This is a genomic window from Paenibacillus sp. S33 (assembly GCF_053615415.1).
The window spans coordinates 4891538-4905068 of record NZ_JBSIEZ010000001.1 but is presented as its reverse complement, the minus strand read 5'-3'; the positions used below and the strand labels follow the sequence as shown (position 1 = coordinate 4905068).

At 43.8% G+C, this 13531-nt stretch carries 9 protein-coding genes; 8 read left to right on the top strand and 1 reads right to left on the bottom strand.

All coding sequences use genetic code 11. From position 1 onward, the window contains the following. The first annotated feature begins 6 nt into the window (after positions 1-6). The 5 genes from ACWGXJ_RS22365 to galU all read left to right on the top strand — a co-directional run bounded on the left by ACWGXJ_RS22365 (position 7) and on the right by galU (position 7857). Positions 7-1251, top strand: a complete 1245-nt coding sequence (locus ACWGXJ_RS22365; RefSeq protein WP_452567616.1) for a S1C family serine protease — start codon at positions 7-9, stop codon at positions 1249-1251. Positions 1252-1300: 49 nt separating this feature from the next. After that, positions 1301-3214, top strand: coding sequence for a stalk domain-containing protein (locus tag ACWGXJ_RS22360; protein WP_452567615.1), 1914 nt, complete (start codon positions 1301-1303; stop codon positions 3212-3214). Between the two features lie 193 nt (positions 3215-3407). Beyond that, the gene (locus tag ACWGXJ_RS22355) at positions 3408-3848 is read left to right on the top strand and encodes a GNAT family N-acetyltransferase (protein ID WP_061829971.1); all 441 of its coding nucleotides are present in this window, start codon (positions 3408-3410) and stop codon (positions 3846-3848) included. Between the two features lie 423 nt (positions 3849-4271). Then, positions 4272-6782 (top strand): U32 family peptidase, encoded by a 2511-nt coding sequence (locus ACWGXJ_RS22350; RefSeq protein ID WP_185156289.1) that lies wholly within the window; start codon positions 4272-4274, stop codon positions 6780-6782. A 193-nt stretch (positions 6783-6975) separates the two neighbouring features. Further along, complete coding sequence (galU, locus tag ACWGXJ_RS22345; RefSeq protein WP_013312210.1) at positions 6976-7857, top strand: UTP--glucose-1-phosphate uridylyltransferase GalU; 882 nt, start codon at positions 6976-6978, stop codon at positions 7855-7857. 83 nt (positions 7858-7940) lie between these two features. Here the strand turns inward: galU and ACWGXJ_RS22340 are convergent, their stop codons facing one another. Then, positions 7941-10394: an O-antigen ligase family protein gene (locus tag ACWGXJ_RS22340; protein ID WP_452567614.1), complete on the bottom strand. Its 2454-nt coding sequence runs from the start codon at positions 10392-10394 to the stop codon at positions 7941-7943. 117 nt (positions 10395-10511) lie between these two features. Here ACWGXJ_RS22340 and ACWGXJ_RS22335 point away from each other — a divergent pair, with 117 nt between their 5' ends. Genes ACWGXJ_RS22335 through ACWGXJ_RS22325 form a run of 3 tightly spaced genes read left to right on the top strand, consistent with a single transcriptional unit; the run spans position 10512 to position 13516 of the window. Next, positions 10512-11303, top strand: coding sequence for an ABC transporter permease (locus ACWGXJ_RS22335; RefSeq protein ID WP_452567613.1), 792 nt, complete (start codon positions 10512-10514; stop codon positions 11301-11303). A gap of 1 nt (position 11304) precedes the next feature. Beyond that, a complete protein-coding gene (locus ACWGXJ_RS22330) occupies positions 11305-12618 on the top strand; it encodes an ABC transporter ATP-binding protein (RefSeq protein ID WP_452567612.1) in 1314 nt (437 codons plus the stop codon). Next, positions 12611-13516: a class I SAM-dependent methyltransferase gene (locus tag ACWGXJ_RS22325; RefSeq protein WP_452567611.1), complete on the top strand. Its 906-nt coding sequence runs from the start codon at positions 12611-12613 to the stop codon at positions 13514-13516. The genes ACWGXJ_RS22330 and ACWGXJ_RS22325 overlap by 8 nt, the downstream gene beginning before the upstream one ends. The last annotated feature ends 15 nt before the right edge of the window (positions 13517-13531 follow it).

The following is a 13531-nucleotide window of genomic DNA, read 5'->3' as shown; positions in this document are numbered from 1 at the left end:
GAGTATATGCGTAAGATGGGGAAAAGGGCAGTTGTTCTGGCTTTGGGCAGCGCTCTATGTGTTTCTGGAACGGCAGGTGCAGCCAGCAGTGGAACTGCGTTAAAGGCCAAAGTTATTAATGGTGGGGTCTATGTTAACGTAAGCGATATGAATAAAGCATTAGGAACCAGCGGCGCATATAACAGCGCAAATGGTACATATACGTTATCGGCCGATCGTGTGCCGCAGGTGGTTAAAAATGTATCTCCTTCTGTGGTCGGTATCATTGGCCGTTCAGCCACGGGAGAGACCGTAGCAGGAGGAGATCGATACAACCTGGCTCACGGCACGGGTGTTATCATTCGTACCGATGGATGGATTGTGACGAATGCACATGTTATCGAAGGATTAGGTGATGCCGTGGTCGTAACCTCGGACGGAAAATCTTACGGAATCACCGACAGCTACAGCGATCCGATCAGTGATTTGGCATTAGTCAAAATCAAGGCAAGCGGCCTCAAACCCGCCACCTTGGCAGCTTCAACGAACAGTCTACAGGTAGGAGAGCAGGTAGTGGCTATTGGTACGCCTATATCCTTTTCACTTCGCAATTCGGCAACCTCGGGTGTTGTTAGCGGGCTGAACCGTGGTGTCAACGCTGCTTATCGTTTGATCCAAAGTGATACCGCGATCAATCCTGGTAACAGCGGCGGTCCGCTGGTCAATCTCAAGGGTGAGGTTATTGGGATCAATACGATGAAATTCTCGGCGGTCGGCATTGAAAATATGGGCTTTTCGATTCCGTCGGATACGGTGAAATATGTCATCGGCCAATTTTTCAAATACGGAGAGGTTCGGCGTGCCAGTCTTGGTCTGAGTCTGGAAGAGAGCTGGTCAGCTATCGTTGGATTACCTACCGAGGACCCTCTGAAAGTTACGAAAATTACCTCAGCCAATGCCATTCAGGCCAAAATCAAGGAAGGCGATGAGCTGTATAGCATTAACGGTAAGCGTGTAGCTTCGGCCATTGATGTCAATGAGCTGCTTAAAAACTATCAACCAGGTCAAACGGTGAGTGTACTAATGCAGTCGGACGGTGATATTGTGAAGCGCAAGCTAGTACTGACACAGGATAATGGTGAAATCTATGAGTCCATTCAGTCTGGAGAAGATGGTGAAGATTCGAACGGTTCGGAGGCCGCTGAAGATGACGGCGTAGCGCTTCCTAAGGAAACATCGGAGCCAGCTCAAGGGGCAACTACTGGAAAGTGAACAATAACGGCTCTTGAATCTATAAAATAAAGCTAAAGGGAGATTTACTGTGAAGCATATTCAAAGAAAAATGATGCGTAAGCTGGGGGTCGGCGCTGTCGCATTGTCCCTTCTGCTTTCCGCTTTGCCAGCAGTTGCAGCAGATCATGATAAAACCATGCTGGAATTGCGGTTGCAAAGCGGCAGCAATAGAGCCATCGTGAACGGCCATAATACCAATATTACGAAGCCATATTCAAAAAGTGGTGCACTGATGGTTCCAGCTGGTATTTTTAAAAAGGCATTTAACAGCAAAATTCGATTGGCTGAAGATAATGTGGTTAAAATCACTAGCGGAACTCATGTTGTATCGCTGACCATTGGTAGCCGTACTGCTTGGGTGAGAGGTCACAAGGTGACACTTCCAGCTCCACCGGAAATGTCATCCGGTATTCTCATGGTGCCTCTGCGTCAAGTAGCAGAAGGGCTTGGCGGTAAGTTGGAGAAGAACGGCGCCGGAATCATTATTCGGATGGAAGCACAAGAAGAGGCGGGCACGGTAGCTGAAGAGACACCGAATATTGATAATGATGAGGGCAAGACGCAGATCGGGAACAGTTACTATGGCTGGTCTATGAACTATCCAACAGGTCTCGTCATCGGTCAGGGAGGTGGAGATGAGAGTATCTCCACTTTTATGGATGAGAACAGTGCCTACTATATGGAGGTGCACACAGCGTCACAGCCGGTTCCACTGAATGCGGACGATCTGTTGCAACAATTAGTGCAGGCAGCCAAGGAAACGGGAGAAACTGTGATCGATCGAAAATCCTTCCCGAAAGCGAAGGTACCTTATGCTCGTGTCATTACGAAGGATGGGGACGGCGTATTGTGGGAAAATCGTCAGTACTATGACAACGGACGATTGTATGTAGTTTATTTTTCCGATGCTAAAGCAACGAATTATAAAGATCTGGCCCAGTATGCGGGACTGTTAAATTCCTTCAAAACCTCCTTTAATGCGCAGGATAAAAGTATTAAAGACTTGTCCACTGTCGTAGGAGGCACACGCGAGGCCGGGAATCCAGACTACGGCGTGTCACTCAGCATACCCGCAGGCTGGAAAATGGACGATCAACGGATGCAATATGAAAGTAATGATGGATCGAGCTTCCGCATGAAAATAACCTCGGCTCCAGCGGATGGAAAGTTGGAGAACTGGGGCCAGCAACTGCAAAAATGGCTGAGCGATTCATTTGTGTCTACGGCTTATGAGGCACAGAAGACGTATCCGCTGGAGGTTGCAGGCGTTCAAGGATTAGTACAGGAGTACCGCTATAATTTTGGCGATGGATGGGTCAAAGAGTACAATGTGCTGATTCAGCAAAATGGATACCGCTATTTGGCTGAATACGCAGTGCCTGAAAAAGTAAGCAAAGGAAATGATCAGTTCAATGCGCTCATTTCCTCGCTTCAAATCGATTTTCAAACCGTAGCAAGTAACTTTGGACAGTTGGAAGAAGACGACTATTTGACGGACAAAACGAAAACGGTCAAAAAGACGTCAAAAGCCTATGAATATACGGTGAATATCCCACGATATTGGACCGCGATTAGCGATCAATTTGAATTGGGCGATGTAGAGTACCAGTTTACTGGAGGACGTTTTTCCATCAAAATCGACAACGACCAATCATTTGAACTAACGGTATCCCAGCTTAAGGATTTCTATGATAAGCAAGCAAAGAACTACAAAAACCTCAAAGTTGAGGAAGTTAAGGACGTAACGTTTGCTGGTGTTCCGGCAGTGTCCTTTACATTCCATCGTATAGAGGAAGGCATTGGCTACACAGGCCACCAATTGGTTTTGGAACGTGACGGAAAAACGTATACTGTGACAACAACATTAAATGATGCGAACAACACGGCTGTACAGTCTAACGCACTGGATTCGACGTTAAATTCGTTTAATTTTGTGAAGTAGAAGGTGTAGGTAAAAGATTAGCGAGGTTGTGGGGGAAGCGCTACGCGTGCCATTTGAGCCTACGATCGCTGACGCTTTTTCGGATTCAAATGGCCCGCTTCACTGGCGCCCGCCAAATACCACCAATCTTATAATGAGTGAAGTAAGTACTAGGGAAGTCTATACGGATTTCCCCGTATAGGAGGAATCCAAAATGATTACGCTAAAAGCAGTCGACAAACATAATTGGGAAGCATGTGCCGAACTTGAACCGACACCTGAGCAAAAAAGATTTATGGTATCCAACCTTTTTTCGATTGCGGAATGTCAGTTTTTAGATGGATTTTTATCTAAAGCAATTTATAATGATGACGAATTAATTGGTTTTACAATGTATGGTTTAGACCCGGATGACGGAAATTACTGGGTTTACCGATTTATGATTGACGAAAGATTTCAAGGTCAAGGTTATGGCTACAATGCGATGTTGCTGGTTATCGACGAAATAAGGAAAGCCAGTGATAGGACGGATGTTATCATGATTGGGTATAAACCAGACAATGAACTAGCTAGAAAGCTATATAGTAAAACAGGCTTCAGGGAGAAGGGAATATCACCCTGGGGAGAAATGCTTGCGAAGTATAGGTTTGCCTAGTTAATGATAGGATGACTCACCTCCAAAGCACCGCTTGACGGGATTGGAGGTGTTTTTAGTATTATTTTTTAAAGGAATCGCTTGGAAAGTGTAGAAGCTGAGGTCGCAGTCTGGTACACTAGATTAGTTACAAGATAAGAATGATTCTGCCGCAGATGTTTGTGATGCGGATTTTTTGAGTTGGATGTAATTCACGCGAGGAACCGATGGTTCAGTGTGTGGATGATCGGACAAGATGATAGAGACGGATAGGATTTAAAATATGATTCTTAGTAGGCTTCCATTCCCCTGACTAAACATGATCAGCTTTGGAATGAGTCTATGGAACATCCATGAGATTACCAAGTAAGCAGCATAGCTGCCCTGAAAACAACGATTATTCCTCGGGGGATCATTCGTTTTCAGCATATGGGGAGGGCAATAATGAAATCAGCAGTACGAAGAGAAGATGTTGAGCTTCTGGCACCAGCCGGTGACTGGGATTGTATGCGTGCGGCGGTGGCAAACGGGGCTGATGCGATCTTTTTCGGGGTGGAAAAGTTCAACGCACGAGCACGGGCGAATAATTTCCGCATGGAGGAACTGCCTGAAATTATGGCGTTTTTGCATAGCTATGGGGTTAAAGGTTTTTTAACATTCAATATATTGGTATTTGAAAACGAGTTGGAGGACGCTAAGGAGCTGGTCGATGCCTGTATTGATGCTGGAGTCGATGCTTTAATTGTCCAGGATATGGGCCTGGTGAAAATGATCCGCGACATTTCACCGGATTTTCCGATTCATGGTTCTACCCAAATGACGATTACCTCGCCGGAAGCGGTAGAGTTTACAAAACCCTACAATATGGAACGGGTCGTGCTTGGACGCGAAAACAACCTGAAACAGATCCAAAAGATAGGCGATCAGGCGAGGCTTCCAATGGAGGTATTCGTACATGGAGCGTTATGCGTATCTTATTCTGGTCAATGCCTGACTTCAGAAATGTGGGGCGGCCGCTCTGCTAACCGTGGTGAGTGTGCACAGGCATGTCGTTTGCCTTACGATCTAATGGTGGACGGAGAGCAGAAACCAATGGCAGATGTGACGTATCTGCTGTCACCTAAGGATCTGGCAGCGATTGACTTGATGCCTGAACTGATCGACGCGGGTGTTGTTTCTTTTAAAATTGAAGGGCGACTGAAAACACCTGAATATGTGGCAAATGTGGTCAGCAAGTACCGCAAGGCCATTGATAAGTATTTTGATGGCGATACGTCCAAGACCAGCAAAGAAGATATCCGCGAGCTGCAGCAGAGCTTTTCACGCGGCTTTACGCACGGTTTTCTCGAAGGGACCAATAACAAGAAGCTGGTTGACGGTACATTCCCGAAAAGCCGGGGAGTGTATCTGGGCCGAGTGGAACAAATCCTTCGTGATGGCGTAGTGTGCCGTATTGATGCTCCGCTCAAGCGTGGCGATGGGATTGTATTCGATGCGGGAGATCCCACGCAAAAAGAAGAAGGCGGACGCGTATATGATATCCGCCGCAAGGGCGTGAAGATTGAAGGCGAAGCCGGGGAAGGCTGGATCATCGATATCGTAGCGGGACGCAACGATGTGGATCTGCGCCGTGTGCACGTGGGCGACCGCATTTGGAAGACCAACGACCCAGCGCTGGACAAGCGTTTGCGCCAGTCGTACGACACCGACAAGCCGTACCGGGTCTTCCCGGTACATGTGCGGGTCAGCGGCTCCCCAGGGCAGCCGCTGTCGACATGGTGGACCGACGTGCAGAAGGGCACAACGGTCCGCGTGGACTCTGAGCTGGAACTCGAAATTGCCCAGAAGCGTCCGATGACGCATGAACTGCTCGAAGAGCAGTTCGGCCGACTGGGCGGAACGGTGTTCCAGCTGGAAGAACTGGACGTCCATCTGCATGGGGACGTCATCGTGCCGATGCGCGAGCTGAACGGTATCCGCCGCCAGGCGGTGGAACTGCTCGCGGGCGAGCGCCCCAAACCGCCCGTGTACACGAAGCGGACGGTCGAGGTGTATGACGATGCATCGACTCCGGCATCGTCTGTGGCACGCGGTCAGGCAGAGCTGACCGCGTTGTGCCGCAGCCTCCCTCAGGTGGAGGCTGCGCTGGAGGCCGGCGTGGAATTCATCTACGCCGACTTCGAGTTCATCAAGCAATTCCCGGCAGCTGTAGAGGCTGTGCACGCTGCAGGCCGCCGAATTGCGCTGGCGACCCCGCGTATTCACATGCCGGGTGAAAATGGCTACCACAACAACATCCTGCGCTTGAAGCCGGATGCTGTGTTGGTACGCAATCCAGGGGCACTGTATTTCTACTTGCGACATCGGTTGGAGAACCCGGACGCACATCACCCGCAATTGATTGGTGACTTCTCGCTGAACATAGCCAACCATAAAGCGGCTGATCTGTTCCTGGATTCCGGCTGCGACCTGGTTACGCCTTCGTACGATCTGAACATTCAGCAAATGGTCGATATGCTCAGACGTACACGTACTGATAAGCTGGAGATCGTGATCCAGCAGCATATGCCCATGTTCCATACTGAACATTGCGTATACTGTACCTTTATGAGTGAAGGCACCGACTACACTAACTGTGGACGTCCATGTGAGGACCATCGCGCATCCCTGCGTGATCGAATTGGTATGTCTCATCCAGTCCGTGTGGACGAAGGCTGCCGCAACACGGTGTACAACGCGATTGAGCAATCCGGCGCGGAATATCTGTCCAACTTCCTGGAGCTGGGCGTGTCCCGTTACCGCGTGGAATTTTTGGAGGAGACACCGGAGCAAGTGCATGAGGTTATTGATCTCTATAACCGTGCCCTGCGCGGAGAAATCAGTGGAACACAAGTATGGAAGACGCTGAAAGCGACGAATCAGTTGGGTGTTACACGTGGGCAGCTGGTGAAGTAAACAACTGTATATTTGTTCAGGAGCCAAATAGATTTTAGAAGCATAATATAATCATATAGTAAGTAGAGATTGAAGACATGTTCTCTTTAAGGGAAGATGTCTTCTTCTTTAACCTATAAAATTCATCTATCTTCCTGTTATAATCATAGACAGTTATCTATCCGTTATATTGAAGACAAAGGAGTTTTAACCTATGAAAATCCGTAAAGCGATTATTCCTGCTGCGGGATTAGGGACTCGGTTCCTTCCTGCTACGAAAGCGATGCCTAAAGAGATGCTTCCCATTGTAGACAAACCAACAATTCAATATATTATTGAAGAGGCTGTTGCATCTGGTATAGAGGATATCATTATCGTTACTGGTAAAGGTAAAAGGGCGATTGAGGATCATTTTGACTACTCCTTTGAGCTGGAGCATAATTTGACTGCGAAGGAAAAATGGGATCTGCTCAATGAAGTGCGTAAACCATCGGAGATGGCAGATATCCACTATATTCGTCAAAAGGAACCCAAAGGGTTGGGGCATGCCATCTGGTGTGCACGTAAGTTTATCGGTGACGAACCTTTTGCCGTCCTTTTAGGGGATGACATCGTTGAGTCTGAGAATCCGTGCCTCAAACAGATGATAGACGTGTTCGATGAGTATCAGCGTTCTGTTGTAGGTGTAAAACAAGTGGATTGGAACGAGGTACATCGTTATGGCATAGTAGAAGGTCATGCACTTACTTCCAAAATCTCTGAAGCGGAACGATTGGTAGAAAAGCCAAAGAAGGAAGAAGCAACCTCCAACTTGGCGATCATGGGACGTTATATCTTGACGCCTGATATTTTTGATATCCTGGGTCAGCAATCTGCGGGAGTAGGCGGGGAGATTCAGTTGACGGATGCATTGTCCAAACTGGGAGAAAAGAATCCGATCCTGGCCTACGAATTTGACGGGAATCGCCATGATGTTGGCGAGAAATTGGGATTCATTGAAACTACTATTCATTATGCTTTGCAGCATAACGAAATCAAGGATGAAGTACTGGCTTATATGAGACAGGTTATTGAAGATATTGACCAACAAAAATAAACATCTCATCAAACCACTCTTTCTCCAAATAAAAAAGAGACTACCGGATGATATAACATCATCTGATAGTCTCTTTTTCTATACTATTTCTCCGATTTTAACTGAGTAATTTGCTCCTTCTCCTTCGGATCAGCTTTAATCAGCTTATCGTACAATGCTTTGTCATCCTGTCCCTGCTGTTGCAGAGCGGCGATATAATAGCGGGCGACCTCACGATTCGTAGCATCACTCAAATCGTCCTTCAGACCGTTTTTCAGGATGCTAGCAGCCTCTGCGGGCTTACCCGATACAAATTGAATCTTACCTGCATTCAACGCAATCGATGGCGTGATCTCCCAAGACCGGCCTGTAATCTGAGTAGGAGGCAATGTCTTCAAATGAGCCATACCATCCAGAATACGCTGATAAGCACTCATCCCGGCATCAAAATATTTCTTCTCATGAACTGTATCCTTCGCCAAACGAGCTTTATTACCAAATTCAAACGCTTGGGTAATCAGCAGATTATGCCAATCCAGATCCCAGTTGAAGTTAGCACGGTTATTTTCCAAAATGGCAAATGCCTTGTCATTGTTTCCTTTAGCTTGCTCCAGTCGCATTTTGATAAACAGCATATTTCTATTATACGGTTCTGCCTGCAGCCCCAAATCAACAATGGTCATACCGCCTGTATAGAACTCTTCGCGTTTGGTTTGCTTGTAGACCTGATAATACATACTAGACAAACCGACAATTGAATCAATATGAGTTGGACGTAGATTCAAGTCCTTATTATAAGCAGCTTGTCGTTGTTCGAACGAATTGCTGCTTTCCAGCGCTTTTGCTTCCCAGGCAGCATTGCTGGCTTGTGCAAAGCGCAGCCCTACAAACAGAAGCACAATACTGAGAACACCAATAACGATACTATAAATCGGACGGAAACCTTCAGGCTTCATCACCAAGCGTTTTACAGGTTGTGCATCCATTGCTGCAGCCATACCCCCGAGTCCAATAAACACGAGTATACCCATGAACACATAACTCATATTAAAGTCCAATAGACTATGGAGCAAAATGGACATTGCCAAGATCAGGTAAAGGAAGTGGCTATCCCGCTTTTCCTCATCGCTCTTGATGTAACCTTTAATGTATTTATAGAAAATATAAAGGATAAACGCCATAAAAATAATGAATCCAAGAATACCGGCCTCTACCAGATACTGCATGAAAAAGTTATGTGCCTGTGCGCTTGTGTAGCCATAGTCTTGATATTTTCCATACAGCGTAGCCCAACCGCCGCCACCTGCGCCAATCAACGGATAATCAGCAATTAGCTTGGAAGCATCGCGATAAAAGGTTATACGTTCCAGCACACTATGCTGTTGGAAGTTGATATTTTCCAGACGTGTCTCTACATTGGCTGGTAGAAAAGTTCGTAGTCCTGTACCAATGAGCAGGAACGCAATTACACCAATCACGACCACAGAGCCAACAGGCAGCCACAGATTAGAGAGTTTACGTGAGGCTAGACCTTGCATCCCTTTTTCCAAACGAGATCCCAGAGAGGTTTGTATAAGCCATAGAACAACTGCAGTCACCAAGGAAGCCCCAAGAAGCAGTCCCCAGCCTTTAGCAGCCACAGCACCGTTGTAGGTCTGATTCAGCTGTAATCCCCAATTTGTAATAGGGCTCAAAATAGCAAGCGAAACGACACCCGCAATTGCGCAATGCAAAAGCCATAATATTTGCCGTGCTGGCTTAAAGAACAGAAGTAAAAGAACAAATACGATTGGCAACATAATGAGTCCACCACGTGAAAGTGTCAGGAACAGTGATACCAATATAGGCACCAACATAAAGGCGTGAGTCGCTTTACCATACCACGTCTTCGACTTCATCAGACAAAAGATAGCTGCGAACAAAAACGCCATTAAAAATGCCGCATATGTATTCGCGTACTGGAAGACGGATGTGAGACGCGGACCGTTAGAATCTACCTTTATGGCATCAACGTAGCGATTACCGCTTACCATTGATGAGAACCAATCCACGAGTCGTCCGGCCAATACCCACTGTCCAAACCAGTTGATGAGGCCAAAGCCTATAATAATATAAGCTACGGTCATAATCGCGGTTTGGATGATCTGGTTGCTCAACCGATCTCGCAAGGCGTACAATGTAATGATGAAGAACGAGGCATAAATGCACTGCACCACTACCATGTTCATCGCGAGATAATGAGAAGCAGCAGAAATCAATGAAAGCACGAACGTCAGCGGAAGTAAGATAACAAGCACCGCCAACCAGTCTCTTTGATCTTCCAATTTGAATTTCTTATAATAGGTTACGATTCCCAATATCAGCAGAATCGTGCTGATGATCAAAGCCCAATACAGAGGCTTCTCAAAATCGAGCATTTGCCCATTAAAAAGTGCAGCCTGGAAGGGGGCCCAAGCTAAAAACAGAATAATCCCAACAATTAACACCCATAATATAGCCGGCCTTTTATCGTCACGGGTCGACGTTTTGGCCTGTTTCCCGTATACTGGATTCGACAAGGTTTACAATCTCCTTTTCTTGTAGATACGTCAATATTTTAGCATAGAATGTTGTTTAGTTGAAATTTATAAAACAAATATCAATGATATAGTTATTAGTTAGGGGATGCTTGAGCAGTGAGCTATTTGAAAGAGTACATTTCTAAAAGAAGACTGATTATAGATCTATCAAAAAATGATTTTAACAAAAGATTTAAGGGATCCTACTTTGGAGCTATTTGGGCATTTGTAAATCCAGTTATAACAATTTTGCTGTATTGGTTTGTTTTTGCAATTGGATTTAGAAGCGGTAGTACACCGGAGGGATACCCCTTTGTATTATGGCTGATCTGTGGAATGGTGCCGTGGTTCTTTTTTTCAGAAGCCTTTATGAATGCAACATTGAGTTTTTCCGAGTATAGCTTTTTAGTCAAGAAAGTTGTATTTAAAATTAGTATACTCCCAATTATAAAAATCTTTTCGGCTCTATTTATACATTTATTTTTTGTTGTATTTTTTATAGCTATTTTATTTATTTATGGAGTTATGCCCACTTTATCATGGTTGCAATTAATATATTACGTTGTCTGTACAGTTGTTTTACTATTAGGTGTAACCTTTATAACCGCGTCAATACTGCCGTTTTTTAAAGATATTGCACAAATCGTTTCTGTGATAATACAAATTGGTTTTTGGCTAACTCCTATTGTGTGGAGCTTGGATATTGCTCCAGCTAACTATCAATTCCTGTTTAAGCTAAATCCTTTCTACTATATTGCTGAGGGATTTCGAGACACCTTTTTGTATAACAATTGGTTCTGGGAAAAACCCTTTCAAACTCTCTATTTTTGGATTGTTTGCGTAATTTTTCTTTCAGTAGGCTTAGTCATATTTAAGAAATTAAAACCTCATTTTGCAGATGTTTTATAAAATGATTCGTGTAGGAGATACTATGATGACCCCAATAATAGATGTAAAAGAACTGACGAAAATATACAAGTTGTACTCTAATCCCTCAGATCGGTTAAAAGAGTCGCTTCATCCAATGAAAAAAAGTTATCATAAAGAATTTTTTGCTTTGAATAACCTTTCATTTCAAATTAATAAAGGTGAATCAGTAGGGATTATCGGAAAAAATGGATCAGGGAAATCCACTTTGCTGAAAATTGTAACAGGTGTGTTATCGCCTACTACTGGAGACGTCCAGGTTCGTGGGAAAATATCTGCTTTGTTAGAGCTAGGTGCAGGATTTAATCCGGATTTTTCAGGGATCGAAAATGTGTATTTGAATGGTACTATGATGGGATTCAGTAAAGAAGAAATGGATGCTAAAATGGATGATATTATTCAGTTTGCGGATATCGGTGATTTTATTTACCAGCCTGTAAGAACCTATTCTAGTGGAATGTTTGTTAGGTTAGCCTTTGCGGTTGCGATTAATGTTGAACCGGAAATCCTTATTGTGGATGAGGCATTGTCTGTGGGGGATATTTTTTTTCAAGCAAAGTGTTTCAAGAAATTTTCAGAGTTTAAAGAGCAAGGTAAAACAATTCTCTTTGTTACTCATGATATGAGCAGCATTATGAAATATTGTGAACGTGTAATTGTAATGAACGAAGGCGAAATCGTTGAAGAAGGTTTACCCGGCCCTATGATTGATATATATAAGAAAATATTAGTTGGTATGTATGATACCAATAATAGTAGTGAATCTTCATTATCTAAACATACTAGGGATAATAACGAAATATGGAAAGATAAACTTAATATTAATCCAGGTTATTCGGAATATGGTGACAAACGAGCTGAAATTTTAGATTTCGCCATTTTTGATCACAATAATGATTTAACGAATGTAGTTTTGAAAGGAAAGTTTTTTAAAATTAAAATGAGAATTCGCTTCAATAACGACATAAGAGATCCTATTTTTGCCTTTAGCATCAAGGATGCCAGAGGAACGGAAATAACGGGCACGAATACGATGTTAGAATCTGTAAATATTGACAAGGTAGTACCTGGGAAAATTATCGAAATTAGTTTCACCCAAAACAATGATCTTCAAGGTGGAGACTACTTAATTTCATTAGGTTGCACGTGCTATGAAGGGAATGACTTTGTTGTTTTTCATAGATTGTACGATATTATGAATCTTCACGTTATATCTAATAAGAATAGTGTGGGCTTCTTTGATATGAACTCAACGATCCTCATTTCAGATTTCGAAAGGAAGGGGCAAGATGATTGAGTATATTGGAAGTGTGAAAATGAACTATAGTTATTATAATGGTGAAGATAGCTATTCTGATGGAAAAATAGAAGATGAACTATTGGACATGGTGTATAATGGCCGCGATTTAGGTCAAGTTCTTCGAAAAGATAACCGATGGCCGATTTTGTATCATTTTTCTCCTACTCGTCACAATCTGTTAGAGTGGTATCAATTTAGACCGGAAAGTGAAATTTTAGAAATAGGTGCAGGTTGTGGAGCTTTAACAGGTCTGCTATGTGACAAGTCAAAGAGTGTTACATGCATAGAATTATCAAAGAAACGTGCGTTGATTAACGCGAATCGTCACACAGACAAGAGTAATCTCGAAATTGTGATAGGGAATTTAAATGATATTAAACTCGATAAAAAATTTGATTATATTACTTTAATAGGTGTTTTGGAGTACGCAGCTTTATATACGGAAACTAACTCACCCTACGTTACGTTTTTGAAGAATATCAAAAAATTCCTTAAAAGGGATGGTGTTCTTATTATAGCCATCGAAAATAAATTAGGTCTTAAATATTGGGCAGGAAGTCGTGAAGATCATACAGGTGATTTTTTTGACAGTCTTCAAAATTATCCTTCAAACAGGGGGATGGCCACTTTCTCAAAGCTGGAAATAGAAAAATTGATTTATAATTCGGGATTTGGTGAAATGAAATTTTATTATCCGTTTCCTGATTATAAGATGCCTACACAACTCTATTCAGATAAGCGACTGCCTTGTGTGGGTGAATTAAGGAGCAGAAATACTAATTACGACCAAAATAGAGTGGTGCTGTTTGATGAGGAATCGGTCACGGACAACATCATCAATAACCAGCTATTTCCTACTTTTTCAAACTCATTTCTCGTTTTTTGTTCAAGTTAAATGAGGAGAGGAGGT